The organism is Clostridium omnivorum (assembly GCF_026012015.1).
GTDB lineage: Bacteria > Bacillota > Clostridia > Clostridiales > Clostridiaceae > Clostridium_AX > Clostridium_AX omnivorum.
Window position 1 is genome coordinate 3,161,827 of sequence record NZ_BRXR01000001.1, and the last position, 17,501, is coordinate 3,179,327.

Below are 17,501 nucleotides of genomic sequence, written 5' to 3' on the forward strand. Positions count from 1 at the left end.
ATGGAGATAAAACAATCTGAATTTATAATATCTGCGGTTAAGCCACAGCAGTACCCTACTGATAACAGGTGTGAAATAGCTTTTGTAGGAAGGTCAAATGTTGGAAAATCATCTTTGATAAACAGTCTTACAAATAGAAGAAAGCTAGCAAAAGTTAGCGGCACTCCTGGAAAGACAAGGCTTATTAATTTCTTTCTAATTAACAGTAGCTTTTACCTAGTAGATTTACCTGGCTATGGTTATGCTAAGGTTTCTAAGACCGAGAAGGCAAGTTGGGGGAAAATAATCGAAACTTACTTAGTTAAAAGGCCACAGTTAAAAAAAGTAGTTCTATTAGTAGATTGCAGGCATAAACCTACTGGTGATGACATAATGATGTATGAGTGGATTAAACATTATGGATATGACATAGCTATTGTTGCAACTAAAAGCGACAAGCTTACAAAAAATGAATTAGTCAAGAGTGAAAAACTAATAAGGGAAACCCTAAAGCTTGAAAAAGAAAAAAGAATTTTTTATTTTTCATCTTTAAGTAAAAAAGGGAAAGAAGAGCTGTTAGATAATTTGTTCGATATTTGTGAAGATATACAAGGATAATAGTTAAATGCATAAACAAAGGCAGGGTGATATTAGGAAGCACTCTGCTTTTGCATATATGGTGAATATGGGGGTTATTATGAAAATTTTACAGGATGTCTTGATTTTATTATTGGTCTATTTTCCACCACTTGCTATATCTATAGTGGGGCTTCGAAAAAGGGAGGTCAATATTTTTTTACTTGGAGTTTTATCAATTATTTATGTTGGTATAACTTTATTTACAGGGACTCAGAATCTTATTCCTTTTTTATTTGTATTACTTAATATAAGGTTAATGAGAACCAATAAAGAAAACGTTGGAATTATGGGAAGTGACAGCTATTATGAATTTGGATTTAGTATAAAAAAATTTAAGTTTTTAGAGGGACTAAAATATTCCGGAATTTCATATGCTATCACATTTGCACTTTCACTAGTTCTTTCAATACTTATATATATACTTAAAATTGATTTGAAACAGCAGCAGATTATAACTGAACTTATGAATGTTCCTTTAAACAAATTTATTTTTATGGTACCAATGATGGTGATTTTTGCTCCTATACTAGAAGAATATATTTTTAGGTGGCTATTGTTTGAGAAGATTATTTCTAAGAGAATCGGTATTATAAGTGGGGCAATAGTATCAAGCATGATTTTTGCTCTGGTTCACTTTAACATTAGATCCTTTATTATTATTTTTGCACTAGGGCTAATAAATTGCTACTTAATAGAAAAAAAAGGATATTGGTATGCAGTCTTTAATCACTCTATATTTAATTCGGTTACTGTAATAGCGATGTTATTACAAAAAACAATAGGCTAATTAAAATAGCCTATTTTTTTGTGTCAAATTTTCAAGTAAGGAATAGTATATATTAGAACACTAAAGATGTAAGAATCTTCTGAGAGAGGAAGTGATGCTATGAACAAACCCAACAATGAGGTAGCAATTACTGGGTTTGGAGGATCTGGAAGTGGTGGCTTGTTTGGAAGCAGCTGGATAATATGGATTCTGGTTATAATTGCTGTTTTTGGCTTTGGAAATGGCAATAATGGCTTTGGGAATTTTGGTAACTTTGGCTTTGGAGGCTGCGGTAACGACAGGCATCATCACCATCACCATCATCATCATAAAAATAATAACAACTTCTTCTTTGGCAACAACTGGTGGTTTGTTATTATAATAGTCGCAATATTATTCCTGGTTACTGATGGTAATGGAGGTTCAAACACAAATATCATTAACGTTGATACTGATGATAATGAAGATTAACGGGAACATAAGCTTAAAAATAGTATATTGGGACCATAACCCAGATAATAAGGGGGGTTTTTGTTTATGAGTAGAAAACATCATGAATGCAAGCGCGAAGAGAATAAATGCGATACATCATTTTTTGGTAATTCCGGAAATTGTTGCTGCAGCTTTCCAACATTAATCATATTAATACTAATAATCCTTCAATTTAACAAAAATAAAGGCTTTGGATTTAGTAGTGATTCTAGTGAGGAATGTGAAGAGGACTGCGGTTCTGGCCATCAATTAATTGATAATAGTATTCTGTTTATCATAGCACTTTTCTTCTTAGCATGCTGCAATCCATGCAAAAGATTTTAATTTGATTTAGGAGGGTATAATAACCCTCCTTATTATAAAAGAAGGAGTGGTGGTATGGGCAAGCATAGGAAAAAACATAATAAGAGAAATGGGCAAAGAACTGCTAGTCCTAACTATTTTAATCCAGAAAATTTAAATGATATTAGCTCATTGCTAAATAATGTTGATGTGAATCAACTAGCTAGTATGCTAAATAACATAGATATAAGTCAAGTTTCATCAATGCTATCTGGATTAAATTCCGGTGGAAGTGGAAATGAAAATGAGAGTCGCGATTATAATCAACATTCATCGGGGCAAGGTGATAAAAGGGTAGATATATTAAATGCTATAAAACCTTTAATGGATGAGGAAAAGGGCAACCTTATAAACTCTATTATTCAACTTTACACTATAAGTAAAATATTAAAGAATAAATAAAGCCTGTAGAAAGCCGAATTTCTATGGGCTTTCTATTTTGATTTTAATTGATGACTTATAAATTAAACTAACTAAAAAATAATCACCAAATTTATAGTTAAGAATAGAATATAGTATAAAGCAAAAGATAGCAAAGCCTAAAGAGAAAACAGTGCATCTCCACATATTCTAAGTAACAAGTGAAGAGGTAAATAATAAACTCTAGTTTAATTACTTAAGAAAGAGAATAGACCACTTTAAACCATAGCCCAGGAAAGGGGGGTTTTGTATGAGTAAAGAGTGTAATTACAATGGAAATGGTTATAATGGATTTGGAATCGGAAACTGCTGCTGCAACTTTCCAACATTGGTAATATTAATACTGATAATCCTACAATTCAATAGAAGAAGAAGAAGCAGTTCATGTGGAAAAGAGTCAACAGTTGATAACAGCATCCTATTCATTATAGCTCTATTCTACCTATCATGCTGCAATCCATGCAGAAATCTATTTGGCAGCGGATGTGGCAATTAGTACAAAGGAGAGGGCAGAAATGCCCTCTTATTCTATTCTAAAATTTCAGTAGCAGGTTTGGTTGTAAGCATGGTACATTTACCATCAAAGGAGCCGCCTTCTTTTATTATGATATTTTTAACAGTAATGTCGCCAGTGACTTTTCCACTGCTCTCTATTGTCAAAGTATCTTCACATATAACATTTCCATCAATCTTGCCACTTACATATGCATTTTTACAGCTAATATTGCTTTTGCAATAGGAAGCAATGCCAAACATTATATCATCTACCCAATTAATGTCCCCATCCACGGAGCCATCTAATTTTAATAGACCACTTCCCTTAAAGTTTCCAACTATAGCACATTGCTCACCTATTAAGGTTTCAATTTTGTTTGAAACTTTTTCTTTTTCATTAAACATGCTATTCCCCCTATTTATTATTACAAAGTATTTATATTCATAAAGTAATAAATATATTATTAAAATCTATTAAAAAGTTAAAAAATATGTCGATATATATAATACACGGATTATCGTAAGGGGAGGGGGAGCTCTAAAATTAGAGCAGCTGCGTATGTCTAAACTTGCACATTTAACACAGATACTTATTACGTTACAATATAAAAAGCTTGTGACTGCATCGGAACTTGCTGAAATAATAAATGTTGATAAGAAGACTATATATAGGTATATTGATACTCTTGTAGCGGCGGATTTGCCTGTATATACAAAAAAAGGCCGACATGGTGGTTTTTATCTCGATGGTGAAATATTCATTAAAGATGCCAAACTTAATGAAGAGGAAATGAAGTCATTGCTAATAGCGGCTGAAGTATTAACTGCTGATAATGGTTTTGCTTTTGAGCATGAATTTAAGAGGGCAGTAACTAAGATTAAAAATGTTTCTTTAAGAAATGAGGATAAGCTTTCAGTGCTTGATTCTTCTAAAGACTTTAAAATAAGCAGCATAGGTGACCTTGGCAAGATTGAAGATATAATGTGTAAAATAAATTATGCTATGAGTAAGGGCAGGGCTTTGGAGACTATCTACTACTCTCTAGCAAAAACTAGTACAACAAAAGAGAGATTAGACCCGTACAATATTATTTTAAGAGAAGGCAGCTGGTATCTAATTGCATATTCTTATTTGAAAAATGAGGTGGAGTTTTTTGCTTTATCAAGAATTAAAAGCTTGATAGTTACTGATGATATTTTCATAAAACCTCAAGATTTTAAACTTGGGGAGTTTTTAGAAAAAAATTGGGTAGCATTTAGAGGCAGTAACAAGCAAATTAAAATCAAATTTTCTAAAAGTACTGCTGAATTTGTTAAAAATATTAAATGGCATGCTCATCAAAGCATAGAAGATGAAAAGGATGGAGGAATAATTCTAAACCTTTTTTTAGATGATTTTGCGGAAATTAAACAGTGGATAATGGGCTTTGGAGCTGAAGCAGAGGTTCTTGAACCTAAAGAATTAAGAGACGATATTGCTGATGATATTAAAAAGCTTTATGTAAATTATAAAATTAAAATGGCGTAAAAAAATAAAATAATTATTAGCAAGAATGTATAAAATTTTTCGAAAATGTCAATATTATAAATGTAATTGGAGATAAAATCTCCTAAGCATTAAATCAAAGTATTACTTTCATTTAATGCTAGAACCCCCCATCCCCCTTGGGACCGTTATTACGGTCCCTTTTGTTTTATAAAAATAAATAAAATACAAATAGCCTGTACAATTTAGATATAAACTAATAAGATATAGGCAAAAAAATATATAAAATCAGTTTTTTTCATAACTCATGGAAACTATTTTAAAAGAGGCAGTACCATTTTCATCAGTAAAAGGCTTAAGAGTTAAGAATAAGGTATAATTTTTTATTAAGTCTTTATTAGTGTTTGATATTGCTTTAAAAGTAATATTCCACCTAGTCTCAGAGATTTGTCCATCTTTATTCCACTTTGTGTCTTTGAAAGTTAAATTTTGAAATTTGTAGGTATTATTTTCACCTGAAAGTTTTCCAATAAGTGAAAGATCATTTCCTGTAAGGCCAGGATAAAAAACATCAGTTGGTTTATTAGCTTCACTATTAGGTAGGCCTTCAATGTAGTTTATAAAAGTAAATACACTATCTTTACCCATAAAGTTATAGCTGTCTGAAAGTGGAAAGCTTTGTAGTTTGTCTTTAACTAATATATATCCATAAAGTTCAATACTAGAGTTAGATAGTTTTCCTGATAAAAATTTTGGGGTTTTGTTATTACCACAATCCATAAAACCTAGAACGTTATTACAACTGCAGAATATATCATCGAATTTACCATTATTCCACATGAAAGTATGTTGAATGGGATTATTTTGCTGTGAAGATTGAATAAATATTTCGGGTGTTTTATCTCTTGATACATCCATTAAAATTACTTTTATTGGATTTCCAGGAGAATTAGCTCCTAATGTGGATAATTTTTTATCTGGTGTCAATGGTAATGTTTTATCATTTGTATTAATTTCAACTAAGTATCTTCCACCTTCAGGCTTAATATAAATTAAATCCTTTTTTCCATCACCGTTTACGTCCGCAGATAGGATGTTAGTATCTGTAAATATATTAAAGGTTGGAGTAGTATTTTTTAAAGATGTTGCAATAAGTATTAAAATTAATACTACAGCAATTAGAATAGAATAGTAAATATACTTTTTCTTTAGAAATATAACCCTAAATTTCATATAAAACACCTCCAATTAATTATATGAATGGATTATATAATTAATTAATTTACATAAAATAAATTTAATAAATATTATAAATAATATGTCTCATAATAGTTGTTTTGTAATTATATATAAAAGGAGGAAATGATTATGGATAAGGATACAGTTTATTTATCAAAGCTTCTTAGGGGAGAAAATATGGGCATTAATATATATAAACAATATTTAAACAAGTTACCAAATGGAACTTATAAAAAAGAAGTGGATAACTTTTTAGATGAACACAAAAGACATAAAAATAGATTGGAAAATATGATGATATCAAGGGGAGAATATCCAAAAGCAGGAACTGGAATTCAAGGTAAAATGTCTGAGGGTTATACTGCTGCAAAACTTATAATTAAAGGCAAGCCTAAGGATATCATGGACGATATATATAAGGGAGAGCTAATGGCGTTAACAAGTACTCAAAAGTATTTAACTGAATTTAGTGAAAGTTTAAGGCCAGATATAGAAAAGTTAATAGATGAAAATAAAAAACGACTAGAAAAAGTTCATAATATGATAGCAACTATGGAAAAATAGGTATTTTACAGGGACTGGCATATATAAAAGCTAAGCAGCTTTTGTATATGCCTAAAATTCTATAGAGAGGAAGGTGAAAGATTTGGTAAAACAAAGGAGACTAATATATTTATTAGTTTTGCTATTGGTATTTAGTACGGCTGGATGTAAGAAGAAGGAAAGCTCAGAAAAGTCAGGAAAGGAAAAGAGCCTAAGCATATATATCGATATTAAGGATAAGTATGCTCTTAACGTTGTAAAGTTTTTTACTGAAGAGTACAAAAAGGAAAATAGTCAGGTGAAATTAAATTTAAACAATGCTTTAGGTGGTTCATCCTCGGTAGTAGAAGATATAAATAAGGGTGGAGAAGCTGATATTTTATTAACATCGAGAAATTCAATGATAGACCTTATACAAAAAGGTCTGCTTTCAGATATGACTTCGGTTTATGAAAAAAATAAAATAGATGATAATTATTATAGTATTATGACTGCCTATGGAAGGGTTGGAGATAAACATTATGGAATAGGATTAATTCCTTTTCCTGTGGAGGTATACTATAATAAAGATGCTGTAAGCAAGCTAGGAGTCCCAATTCCATCTAATATTAAGGATATGGCAGCAGTGATGAAAAAGCTTAGCTCAAGTTCAACAAGGATTCCAGTAGTTGTGACTGAGGATTTAGATATAAACTCATTACTTTTCTCTTCATTTGCAATGGGGATTATTAAACCACAAGAACTAGAAAATGTATATGATAATAAAAACAGTTACAAAAGTCTAAAATCCCCACAAACAATATTTGATGAAATTAGTACTATGGTAGGCAGTGGAACAATTAATAAAAATTCTTTTGAATTAGGTAATGAAAATAGTATTAATGGATTAACTAAAGGAACCTATCCTATTGTGATTTCAATCGCGAACTTTAATGATATGCTTAAAGATGCAGCTAATATAGGAGTAATAAATGATTATAGCTTAGGTAATAATTCAAATGCAGTACCGCCTATAATTGTAAATACAGTAATGTGTACTCCAGCAAATGGTAAGAATCAAGAAGAGGTAGCAAAGTTTATAAAGTTTATGTATAGTGAAGATACTCAAAAAAAGTTAGTTAAAAAGGGGTTTATATCAGGAAATAAAAAAGCAAATGCATCATTGCTAAATTTAAGCAAAACTACTGCCGAGCATATTGGAAAGGCAGATGACAAAAACATTCTTGCTATATACAATTTGCCTAAAAAAATCCAAAGCAGCATATCAGCTAAAATAGATAATATTCTATCAGGTAAATCAACTAAAAAAGAATGGGAAGAAGTAATAGATGAAGCCTATAAATAAAACAAAAAGGGTATTTAGTAAAATAAACTAAATGCCCTTTTTAGTTACTATTTATCCTCAATTGAAGATTCAGTGGATAAATTAGTGTTATCTTTGCAACATGTACATAAACCATAAAAATATACTTGATTTGTTAATACTTCATAGTTTGTGTAATCTTTTACTTTTTCATTTAAACCTGAAAAGCAAACACCTTCAATATCATCCACTCTACCACAACCTAGACATTGTATATGTGGATGAGGACAAACATTTCCATCATATCTAAAGTTTCCTTCTCCAACATTTATTTCTTGAACTAAATTTACTTCTACAAGTGTTTTTAAAGCCTTATAAACAGTAGCTAAGCTCATTGTTGGATATTGCGGGTGCAGTGCTTTGTATATAGTCTCGGCAGAAGGGTGTTCAACTGTAGATTGCAAATATTTATATACTGCAATTCGCTGTGGAGTAAGTTTTAACTTCTTTTCTCTGAAAATGTTAGATAAGGTATCCATATACACCATCCTTATTGTTTAATCATTTATATTATATAATAAAAGTTATTGTTTGTCAAAAAATATCTTTTAGACACACACATAATTATGTAACAATAATTAAGGATTGTCAAAAAAGACTTTTAATATTTAAGAATTTTATTACCTATATATTATGTAATAAATGAAGTTAAGGAATTATTGATTTATTAACAATATGTTAATACATTTCCGGATTTAAATTCATATTATGTAATATAGCCCTTTTAGATTGTAGCATTAAGAAGGAGGGTAATAATTTGAAGAGGACCTATGTATTAGATACCAATGTTATTCTGTATTCTCCAGCAGCTATCTTCTCATTTGGAGAAAATGATGTGGTTATCCCTGAAGTAGTACTGGAAGAATTGGACGGTTTTAAAAAAGATAAAAGTGACTTGGGGGCCAATGCAAGGCATGCTGCCCGTATATTCGATAAATTAAGAAAGGAAGGGAAGCTGAATAAAGGAGTTATCTTACCAGGTGGAGGTAAAATCAGAGTGGAAATGAACCATTATGATACAAAAATACCTAGTACCTGGGATAGGCAAAAGCCAGATAACAGAATAATTCAGGTATGTAAAGGTCTGAAGGATCAGGGGGAGGATGTTTGTCTAATTACAAAGGACATTTTTGAAAGAATAAAAGCTGATACTGTGGATATAGATGTTGAAGATTTTCATGAAAAGGTAGTTCCTGAATATGATAACCAATATACTGGAAGAACAGAGGTATACGTGACTCCCGAAAAATTGGATGAATTCTACCACAATAAAATATTAAATATGGAAGAACTAAGGTACTATTCAAATGAACTTGAGGGTTATATAGCGCCAAAACTGTTTACTAATGAATTTATGATAATTCATTCTACGGATAATCCAAGGAAAACAGCTTTAGGAAGATTTGATGGCAAAGCAATAGTGCCTTTAATATTTAAAGATATGATGCCGCTCGGAATAAGTCCAAGAAATGTAGGACAAAAATTTATGCTAGAGGCATTGTGCCTTGGAGCAGATAAGGCTCCACTGGCAATAATAAAAGGACCGGCGGGAACAGCGAAGACACTATTTTCATTAGCAGTAGGGCTTAATAAGATAATAGAAGAGAATAGTGGACAATATAGAAAAATATTAGTATGCAGACCAAATGTAACTATGGATGAAGAAATAGGATTTTTACCGGGTACAGAACAAGAAAAAATATCTCCATTTATGAGACCTGTTTTTGATAACCTTCAAATACTAGTGGATTCTGACGAAAAAGAAAGGTATAAAAATGAAAAAGAATTAGATGATAAGGTTAGGGAGCTGTTTGATAGAAAAATTATTACTACAGAAGCAGTAGCATATTTAAGGGGAAGATCAATAGTTAAAAACTGGGTTATAATTGATGAAGCACAAAATTTATCACCGAAACAAGTTAAGGCTATAATAACAAGAGTAGGAGAAGGTACTAAATTAGTGCTTATTGGAGATCCTGAACAAATTGACCATCCATTCTTAGATTCAAGGTCTAACGGACTATGTTATGCATCAGAAAAAATGAAAGGTAGCGATTTGTGCTGTCAGATTACTCTAAAATATGATGAATGTGAAAGGTCAGACCTTGCATATGAAGGATCTAAAAGATTATAATAGTAAGGCATGCTTGCTGCATGCCTTTATTAATGAAAAATTAATGGTTTTGTAATAAAATTGTATAACATTTGGATGCAAATACTATTAAATACTATTTAAAATTAGTCGTAAGTATTGTACAATAGTACTTGTTATATTTATAAGAATAAAAGAAAATTTAAGTTAATTACATGGCATACTAATGACATTCTATTTAATAATTAACTATATAATGCTTTTACTGAATTAAAACTGAGGAAAAGGAAGGTTAAAATATGGGTAATAATAAAGTTCAGCAAGAAGGTGGAAACAAGGCACAAAAGAAAACTAAAAAGAAGTTTTCTTGGAAAACCCTTATATGTTTCTTAGCCTTTGAATTTGTATTTACAGCTGTTACTGGAGTTCTTATTGTTTTTTATGGGCCATTTCAAAATGTTAAAAGAACTATAGTTGGAACAGCAATGCAGACTTACACACATCAATATATTGCTAAAGCTTTTTTATCAGAGGAGAAGATAAAAGCAATATTAAATACAGGCTCTAATGTAGAGGCTGGTAATAATACTGCAGAAGCATCTTCTGGTTCTGAAAATCAAAATTTAAATGAAATAAAAATACAGAATAAACACGATAGTAAAATAGAAAGATATGACATAAACGGCAAAAAGTTTGATGCTTATATATTGGAAATTAAAGATCCTACAAGAGTTAAGGTAGGATATACTAAGAAAATCGGCAAAGAAGGACAGAGGACGAGCCAAATAGCTAAGGAAAATGGTGCAATTGCAGCAATCAATGGCGGAGGATTTACAGATAAGTCTGCAGATGGAAAGCTATGGGCAGGTACGGGTGCTTATCCAACTGGTATAGTTATGTCGAATGGGAAAACTGTATATAACGATATAACTGATAGTAATGCAGCCTTTAGTGTTATGGCACTTACTAAAAGTGGATATTTGCTTGTTGGGAATCATAGTATAAATGACTTAAAGAAACAAGGTGTAGTTGAGGCTCTTTCATTTGGACCGCCTTTAATAATAAATGGAAAACCTCAAAGAAATCTTGAGCCTGGAATTAATCCTAGGACAGCAATAGGCCAAAAGCAAGATGGTACAATAATTATGTTGGCTATAGATGGAAGACAGGGATTAAAGGTTGGAGCATCTCTCGCTGAAGTACAGCAAATTATGCTTGAACATGGTGCTTGGAATGCAATTAATCTTGATGGAGGTTCTTCTACTACTATGTATTATGACGGAGATTTAATAAACAGCCCATGTGATCCGCTAGGTGAAAGAACTGTGGCTACAGCTGTTTATGTAGAACCGTAGAGGAGAGAAACATATGAAACATATAAAGAAAATTATAGTTTGGATTATGCTGTCGTTATTTATACAACTTTCAGGTTTGTTATATCTTGATAAATTTTATTTTGTTAATGAGACTAGTTTTAAGGAAAAAAAGGTTGATGTTGCAGCTAAGAAGAAAGTTTCAAAGATTGATATAAAGATACCTGATAAAGCTACAAACATTACTACTTCTTATGATGGAAAATATTTAGCATACTTTGTTGGTGAAACGCTTAAGGTATTAAATACAGATAATGGAGAGGAAAAGAATGTTCAATTAGAGGATGCTGCTAAGGTTTCTTATTACAAATGGCTACCAGATGTAAATAGTATAATAATAGCAGAAAAATATACTTCTAATAAAGGCAACTATTTAATGCTTACAAACTATGATGTTGCTAAAAATAAGAAGAAAGATATAAAGGATGAGAGAAATGGTGAATCTGGTCATATATATCTACCTGATAAAAAGTCAGAAGTAGAGGATATAGAACTATCCACTTTAACAAATATAATTTACGTTAAAATTGGAAATAACGGTGGGAAAAATGCCCTTTATAGCATTAATGTAATGGGACAAATGGAAAAGAAAAGAATTAACAGTTATGTTACGGGTAATTTTGTTATTTTCCCACATGAAGATAAACTTGCTTATGATGACTTAACGTATCATAAAGTATATGTAACAGGTGTACAAGGTGCAATAAACATTAAGGGAGTAACAAGACCAACAGCTATTGCAGTAGATAGTGATGATAGATTATATATAGGTCAAACCGAAGGAGAAAAGATTAAAAAAATATTCTTTGGCACTATTAAGGAAGGTACAGATAATTGGAAGTCAATTGATTTAAAGGTACCGGCTGAAAGAAAAGATATATATGTATCCGAAGATGGAAAAGTATACGCAAATGATAACCTAAGGGGAGTAGTTACCGATCTTGGTACTGGTATGGAGACCTCATATAAAGGTGAATTTTTACAGATGTATAATGGTGGAATAGCATCAAAGACTGACAATATAGTTTATAAGACACCATTAAAGTAAATTTTATATAGAAAGAAGTAGAGTATTTAGATCTACTTCTTTTTTTCTTTTTAGACAAAATCTGTTCATTATAATTCAATTTTTTAGAAAATATTAATTAAATTATACGGTATATAATATTTAACAAATCCACATAAATTTTCTGTGTTAGCGTTTACATATTAAAATTGTAGGTGTATAATTATATGTACACTGACATATTATCCATATATTTCATTCAATAACATAGTTTTAACAATTGGGTAATTGTTAGTTAACAACAAAATTTTAAACTGTATATACAGTTTAAGAAAAGGGGGAAAATATTTTGTTTAAGTCAACAAAACAAAAAAGGTGGACAGCCTGGTTATTAACACTATTCATGACTTTTTCAGTTATGTCTCAAGGACTTACTCAAACTGCTTTGGCAGCTACTGGGGACAAAGTTTTTGACTTAGTTGAAATTACTGACTTCCATGGAACACTTTTGGACACATATAACAATCAAGTAGGTGCTGTACTTGCTGACAGAATTCAAAAGGTACAAGCTTCAAATCCTAATACAATAGTAGTAGGTGGCGGAGATTTATACCAGGGATCTGCAGTATCTAACATATTGCATGGTGTGCCTGTTCAACAAGTATTGAGCAAGATTGGTATGGAAGTTACTGCTCTTGGAAATCATGAATTTGACTGGGGACTAGACACTATAACAAATGAAACTATGAAAGATGCAAACTATTCAATAGTTTGTGCAAACGTTTATGATAAAGCAACAGGAAAAAGGAAGTTTGATCCTTATAAGGTAATAACTAAGGATGGAGTAAGAATTGCTTTTATCGGCGCTCTTACTGAAGAGGCCCCATCAATAATATTACCTGCTTATATCAGTAACTATGATGTAAAGCCTGTAGCAGCTGAAGTTAACCAAGTAGCTAAAGAAATAAAGGATGGAAATAAAGCAGATGTTATTATAGCTGTTATTCATGAAGGTAATGACGGTGATAATAAAACTACTGGGAAAATTGTAGACATAGCTAATGCTTTAAATAAAGATAATATTAGTGCTGTGTTTGGCGGACATTCACATACTGAATTACACTTTAATGCTACAAATGGATTACCTGTATATATTGCTAAGTCTAATGGTAAAGGCTATATAGATGCAAAAATGACTGTAAGTGCTGATATGAAAGTTTCTTTCCCAACAGCAAGTGCAGCTGATTACAAAGCACTAGATAATACTGATGGATATAAGGCAACTAATCCAGTTGTAAATGCAGAAGTAAAGAAGATGATTGATGATGCTGTTGCAAAGGTTGCTCCTATTACAGATGTAGTTATAGGAAAAAACAGCAATGCTGAATTAACAAAATCACAAGTTAAGACAGGAAATGGAACTGGAACCTATGGTGAGTCATACCTTGGAAACTGGGTAACTGATGTTATTAGAAATAAAGTAGGTGCAGACGTAGGTGTTTCAAACAATGGTGGACTAAGAATAGATATACCAGTAGGAAATATTACCGTCGGAACTATGTGGCAATTTATGCCTTTTGATAACACCATTTGTAAAGTACCTGTAACTAAAGCTCAATTAAGAGTTATACTTAACCAAGCTGTACAAGATGGTGGTAAGGGAATACAAGTATCAGGAATTAAATTCTATTATGATGCTACTGCACCGTCAGGAGACAGAGTTTATAATATAACAAGAGAAGATGGAACTCCTATTTTAGAAAATGAAACTTTAATTGTAGCGGTTCCAGATTTTGTTGCTACTGGTGGAGATGGATTTACAGGATTTATTGCTGCTGGTGGAAAAAATCCAGCTTATGATACACATATTGTTATTAGAGATACGTTAATTGAAAACATTAAGAACAACAAGGATAAAGATCCATCAATAATAACAAAAATGGATGGAAGAATAGTAACCGATTCTACTCCAAGTGAAGTTAATCTCCAAGTACTTGCAACTAGCGATACTCATGGTAGATTTGCTCCATATGATTATGCTATAAATACAGCAGACACATCAGGAAGCTTAGCTCAAATTGCAACTGCTGTAAAAGAGCTTAGAAAAGCAAATCCCAATACAATACTTTTGGATACTGGAGATACTATTCAAGATAATTCAGCAGATTTATTCTTAAAGGACCCAATTCATCCAATGATATATGCAATGAATGAAATTGGCTACGATACTTGGACAACTGGTAATCATGAATATAATTATGGTGTTCCAACATTAGAAAAGATAATTGCTCAATCAAAAGCAACTGTTCTTGCTGGTAATGTATATAGACCAGATGGAAGTAGATTAGGTGCACCATATAAAATTATGAATGTTAATGGTGTTAAGGTGGCAGTTATCGGAATGGTAACTCCAAATATAACAAAGTGGGATTCAGAAAACTTAAAAGGTTATACAGTTACTGACCCTGTTGAAGAAACAAAGAAGGTAATTGCTGAACTTAAGGGTAAAGTTGATGTAATGATAGCATCTGAGCATATGTCAGAGAATAATGAGTATGATGTTAAGGATTCAGGAGCTATTGATTTAGCAAATGCTTGCCCAGAACTTACTGTTATAGTAGCTGCTCATGAACATAAGGCTGTTGCAGGTGCTAAATATAATAATGTTTTACTAGTAGAAAATAAGAGTGGAGCATCTACATTAGCTCAAGTAAATATCAAGCTAGCTAAAAATGCAGATGGAAAATATGAAGTTAAGGAAACTACTTCAGCACTTAAAAATATGACTAGTAAAGATGCAGCTGGAAAGACAGTTGTAAATTATCAACCAGATGCTGATTTAATGGCTAAGTTAGCACCATTTGATCAAAAGGCTAAAGATGATGCTAATATAGTTATAGGTAAGCTTGAAGGTGGGGATTTAGTTCATGCTGATGAAGTAAAAGGAATACCTACTTCACAAATTGAAGAAACAGCTATGATAAACCTTATAAACAAAGTACAAATGTATTATACTGGAGCAGAAGTTTCTGCAGCAGCTGCATTTGATACAAGAGCAAATATGAAAGTTGGAGACATTAAGAAAGCTGATACATCATTAATTTACAAATATGCAAATACATTATATAAGTTACAAATGACAGGAACACAATTAAAGAAGTTTATGGAGTGGTCAGCTAATTACTATAATACTTATAAACCAGGAGATTTAACTGTTTCCTTTAATGAAAAGATTAGAGGTTACAATTATGATATGTTTACAGGTGTTAAATATGATGTTGATATATCAAAGGAACCTGGAAATAGAATAGTTAATTTAACTAGAATGAATGGTACTCCAATAAAAGATACTGATACATTAGTTGTAGCTGTAAATAACTATAGAGCAAGTTCACAACTTTTATCTTACGGCGAAATATTTAAACAAGGTGAAGCTTTACCAGTACTTCTTGAAAAAGACGTAAGAGGAGATATCGGTGGAGTTAGAGAGTTAATTAGGGATTATATAGTAAATGTTAAGGGCGGAGTAATTAAGCCTGAACTAGATAACAATTGGAAGATTATAGGCAACAATTGGGATCCAGCAATGAGAGCTAAAGCTGTGGAATTGCTAAATGCTGGAACTATAAAAGTTCCTGTTTCTGCAGATGGAAGAACTCCAAATGTTAAATCTGTTACAATCGAAGATATTAAACCATATCTTGTTGCGGATAATAATACAACTGTAACTGTATCAAATGATACTACTAAAGTTGTAGATGCAATAAAGAATGCTCCTGAAAAAGCTAATATAGTTGTTGATGTTACAAGCAATACAACAGTTAGCAAGGATGTATTTACTGCAATAAAAGGAAAAGATGTAAATGTTACATTCCAAAAGGATGGAATAACTTGGACCTTCAATGGAAAAGATATCGATCCTACATTAATCAAAGATATAGACCTATCCTTAAAGACTGTTTCAGCTGATTTAAAAGCTAAAGAAGCTGCTAAGGTTAAAGCTATTGTTGGTAAGGATGTAGCTATAGTACCATTCTCCTTCACATATGATGGAAAGTTACCTGGAAAGGCAACTGTTAAAGTATTCATAGGTAAGGATTGGGCTAATACAACTGTTTATGTAAATAGATACTATGCAGACAAGAATACTTATGAAATAGTAGCAGAAGCTACTGTAGATGCAGATGGATACATGACATTTACTACAGATCACTGCAGTGACTACTTTGTAATGGCTAAGAGCGCAGCTCCAAACCTTCCAAAGACTGGTTCACCAATAGATATGAATGTAGTAGTAGGCATGGGATCACTAGTTGCATTACTTGGAGCAGCATTATTTATATCAGGAAGAAGAAGAGAAGATAACGATATAGCTGCATAATAAAATTGAGGACTTCACTTTCGTGAGAAAGTGAAGTCTTTTTTCTTTATAGGATGCTATTATTTTGTTATAATAGTAGTATTAATAAATGGAAGGATGATTCGGTTGACTAAAGAAGCTATATTAGCAAAAATACTACTTATTCCAGGTATTTTAATAGGATTTACATTTCATGAATATGCACATGCCATAATGGCAGATAAACTTGGAGATAAAACTCCACGTTTCCAAGGAAGGCTTACTTTAAATCCATTTGTACACATTGATCCAATTGGATTTATTATGATAATATTAATTGGGTTTGGATGGGCTAAACCGGTTGAAACCAATCCAAGCGCCTTTAAAAAGTATTATAAAGACGACCTAAAAGTATCTATAGCAGGACCTATAGCAAACTTAATTGTAGCTTTTGTAGCGGCTATTTTTACAGCTGTTTTTTTTAAATACCAAAATACTTCAAACTTATTAGGTATAGTTTTTAGTATTTTTCTTGCGGCTCTAAATGTAAATTGTATGTTATTTGTTATTAATCTTATACCGATTCCAGGCTTTGATGGTTTTCATATACTTAGAGACTTATTTCCAAAATTCTTTTATAAAATTTCTGATAGCCTATACAGATACCAATTTATAATAATGATACTATTTATTATTGTTTTAGGTGACTATTTAGTTGGATATCCTACTAGATATTTAATGTATTCATTATTAAAGCTTACTAGTTTTTTAATTTAGTGTAGTAGTATGGATAATATTAATGTGGATTACCCAGGAAATGAATTTAAGCTTACTTATTACAGCGGAATTTTTATAATTGCTGTAATAAGTTAAGTAACGCTTATTTGATAAATTAATAATTATAAATGTTTTTTTAAAGCTGCAGTA

17 protein-coding genes are annotated in these 17,501 nt (G+C 31.5%); 14 read left to right on the forward strand and 3 right to left on the reverse strand.

Annotation, left to right across the window (positions count from 1 at the left end):
* The 6 genes from yihA to bsdE14_RS14955 all read left to right on the forward strand — a co-directional run bounded on the left by yihA (nucleotide 1) and on the right by bsdE14_RS14955 (nucleotide 3,134).
* Nucleotides 1-597, forward strand: a complete 597-nt coding sequence (yihA, locus tag bsdE14_RS14930) for a ribosome biogenesis GTP-binding protein YihA/YsxC (protein ID WP_264850762.1) — start codon at nucleotides 1-3, stop codon at nucleotides 595-597.
* Nucleotides 598-676: 79 nt separating this feature from the next.
* Nucleotides 677-1,405, forward strand: coding sequence for a CPBP family intramembrane glutamic endopeptidase (locus bsdE14_RS14935; protein ID WP_264850763.1), 729 nt, complete (start codon nucleotides 677-679; stop codon nucleotides 1,403-1,405).
* A 99-nt stretch (nucleotides 1,406-1,504) separates the two neighbouring features.
* A complete protein-coding gene (locus bsdE14_RS14940) occupies nucleotides 1,505-1,855 on the forward strand; it encodes a hypothetical protein (RefSeq protein ID WP_264850765.1) in 351 nt (116 codons plus the stop codon).
* Between the two features lie 66 nt (nucleotides 1,856-1,921).
* A complete protein-coding gene (locus bsdE14_RS14945) occupies nucleotides 1,922-2,200 on the forward strand; it encodes a hypothetical protein (protein WP_264850766.1) in 279 nt (92 codons plus the stop codon).
* Between the two features lie 54 nt (nucleotides 2,201-2,254).
* On the forward strand, nucleotides 2,255-2,620 hold the full coding sequence (locus bsdE14_RS14950) for a hypothetical protein (RefSeq protein WP_264850768.1): 366 nt from the start codon (nucleotides 2,255-2,257) through the stop codon (nucleotides 2,618-2,620).
* A gap of 268 nt (nucleotides 2,621-2,888) precedes the next feature.
* Nucleotides 2,889-3,134 (forward strand): hypothetical protein, encoded by a 246-nt coding sequence (locus tag bsdE14_RS14955; protein WP_264850769.1) that lies wholly within the window; start codon nucleotides 2,889-2,891, stop codon nucleotides 3,132-3,134.
* Nucleotides 3,135-3,166: 32 nt separating this feature from the next.
* On the opposite strand, the gene bsdE14_RS14960 is transcribed toward bsdE14_RS14955, so the two are convergent.
* Entirely contained in the window at nucleotides 3,167-3,538 is a 372-nt protein-coding gene (locus tag bsdE14_RS14960) for a bactofilin family protein (protein ID WP_264850770.1), read from the reverse strand.
* A 154-nt stretch (nucleotides 3,539-3,692) separates the two neighbouring features.
* On the opposite strand from bsdE14_RS14960, the gene bsdE14_RS14965 reads away from it, so the two are divergent.
* On the forward strand, nucleotides 3,693-4,661 hold the full coding sequence (locus tag bsdE14_RS14965) for a helix-turn-helix transcriptional regulator (RefSeq protein WP_264850771.1): 969 nt from the start codon (nucleotides 3,693-3,695) through the stop codon (nucleotides 4,659-4,661).
* 246 nt (nucleotides 4,662-4,907) lie between these two features.
* On the opposite strand, the gene bsdE14_RS14970 is transcribed toward bsdE14_RS14965, so the two are convergent.
* The gene (locus bsdE14_RS14970; protein WP_264850772.1) at nucleotides 4,908-5,852 is read right to left on the reverse strand and encodes an FG-GAP repeat domain-containing protein; all 945 of its coding nucleotides are present in this window, start codon (nucleotides 5,850-5,852) and stop codon (nucleotides 4,908-4,910) included.
* Between the two features lie 135 nt (nucleotides 5,853-5,987).
* Here bsdE14_RS14970 and bsdE14_RS14975 point away from each other — a divergent pair, with 135 nt between their 5' ends.
* Together bsdE14_RS14975 and bsdE14_RS14980 are read left to right on the forward strand one after the other, a co-directional pair.
* Nucleotides 5,988-6,422: a PA2169 family four-helix-bundle protein gene (locus bsdE14_RS14975; protein ID WP_264850774.1), complete on the forward strand. Its 435-nt coding sequence runs from the start codon at nucleotides 5,988-5,990 to the stop codon at nucleotides 6,420-6,422.
* A 124-nt stretch (nucleotides 6,423-6,546) separates the two neighbouring features.
* Entirely contained in the window at nucleotides 6,547-7,746 is a 1,200-nt protein-coding gene (locus bsdE14_RS14980; RefSeq protein ID WP_264850775.1) for an ABC transporter substrate-binding protein, read from the forward strand.
* 47 nt (nucleotides 7,747-7,793) lie between these two features.
* On the opposite strand, the gene perR is transcribed toward bsdE14_RS14980, so the two are convergent.
* Nucleotides 7,794-8,243, reverse strand: coding sequence for a transcriptional regulator PerR (gene perR, locus bsdE14_RS14985; RefSeq protein WP_264850776.1), 450 nt, complete (start codon nucleotides 8,241-8,243; stop codon nucleotides 7,794-7,796).
* A gap of 278 nt (nucleotides 8,244-8,521) precedes the next feature.
* Here perR and bsdE14_RS14990 point away from each other — a divergent pair, with 278 nt between their 5' ends.
* From bsdE14_RS14990 to bsdE14_RS15010, 5 genes are all read left to right on the forward strand, one after another.
* Nucleotides 8,522-9,898 carry a PhoH family protein gene (locus bsdE14_RS14990; protein WP_264850777.1) on the forward strand — a complete coding sequence of 459 codons (1,377 nt, stop codon included), beginning with the start codon at nucleotides 8,522-8,524 and terminating at the stop codon, nucleotides 9,896-9,898.
* A 257-nt stretch (nucleotides 9,899-10,155) separates the two neighbouring features.
* A complete protein-coding gene (locus bsdE14_RS14995; RefSeq protein WP_264850778.1) occupies nucleotides 10,156-11,211 on the forward strand; it encodes a phosphodiester glycosidase family protein in 1,056 nt (351 codons plus the stop codon).
* A 13-nt stretch (nucleotides 11,212-11,224) separates the two neighbouring features.
* Entirely contained in the window at nucleotides 11,225-12,277 is a 1,053-nt protein-coding gene (locus bsdE14_RS15000; protein WP_264850780.1) for a hypothetical protein, read from the forward strand.
* A gap of 307 nt (nucleotides 12,278-12,584) precedes the next feature.
* A complete protein-coding gene (locus bsdE14_RS15005; protein WP_264850781.1) occupies nucleotides 12,585-16,616 on the forward strand; it encodes a 5'-nucleotidase C-terminal domain-containing protein in 4,032 nt (1,343 codons plus the stop codon).
* Nucleotides 16,617-16,712: 96 nt separating this feature from the next.
* Entirely contained in the window at nucleotides 16,713-17,351 is a 639-nt protein-coding gene (locus tag bsdE14_RS15010; protein WP_264852275.1) for a site-2 protease family protein, read from the forward strand.
* The last annotated feature ends 150 nt before the right edge of the window (nucleotides 17,352-17,501 follow it).

What these genes read in the sequence shown, in the direction of transcription:
- yihA (WP_264850762.1), top strand. Translation starts at nt 1, where the DNA reads ATGGAGATAAAACAATCTGAATTTATAATATCTGCGGTTAAGCCACAG.
- bsdE14_RS14935 (WP_264850763.1), top strand. Translation starts at nt 677, where the DNA reads ATGAAAATTTTACAGGATGTCTTGATTTTATTATTGGTCTATTTTCCA.
- bsdE14_RS14940 (WP_264850765.1), top strand. Translation starts at nt 1,505, where the DNA reads ATGAACAAACCCAACAATGAGGTAGCAATTACTGGGTTTGGAGGATCT.
- bsdE14_RS14945 (WP_264850766.1), top strand. Translation starts at nt 1,922, where the DNA reads ATGAGTAGAAAACATCATGAATGCAAGCGCGAAGAGAATAAATGCGAT.
- bsdE14_RS14950 (WP_264850768.1), top strand. Translation starts at nt 2,255, where the DNA reads ATGGGCAAGCATAGGAAAAAACATAATAAGAGAAATGGGCAAAGAACT.
- bsdE14_RS14955 (WP_264850769.1), top strand. Translation starts at nt 2,889, where the DNA reads ATGAGTAAAGAGTGTAATTACAATGGAAATGGTTATAATGGATTTGGA.
- bsdE14_RS14960 (WP_264850770.1), bottom strand. Translation starts at nt 3,538, where the DNA reads ATGTTTAATGAAAAAGAAAAAGTTTCAAACAAAATTGAAACCTTAATA.
- bsdE14_RS14965 (WP_264850771.1), top strand. Translation starts at nt 3,693, where the DNA reads ATGTCTAAACTTGCACATTTAACACAGATACTTATTACGTTACAATAT.
- bsdE14_RS14970 (WP_264850772.1), bottom strand. Translation starts at nt 5,852, where the DNA reads ATGAAATTTAGGGTTATATTTCTAAAGAAAAAGTATATTTACTATTCT.
- bsdE14_RS14975 (WP_264850774.1), top strand. Translation starts at nt 5,988, where the DNA reads ATGGATAAGGATACAGTTTATTTATCAAAGCTTCTTAGGGGAGAAAAT.
- perR (WP_264850776.1), bottom strand. Translation starts at nt 8,243, where the DNA reads ATGGATACCTTATCTAACATTTTCAGAGAAAAGAAGTTAAAACTTACT.
- bsdE14_RS14995 (WP_264850778.1), top strand. Translation starts at nt 10,156, where the DNA reads ATGGGTAATAATAAAGTTCAGCAAGAAGGTGGAAACAAGGCACAAAAG.
- bsdE14_RS15000 (WP_264850780.1), top strand. Translation starts at nt 11,225, where the DNA reads ATGAAACATATAAAGAAAATTATAGTTTGGATTATGCTGTCGTTATTT.
- bsdE14_RS15010 (WP_264852275.1), top strand. Translation starts at nt 16,713, where the DNA reads ATGATTCGGTTGACTAAAGAAGCTATATTAGCAAAAATACTACTTATT.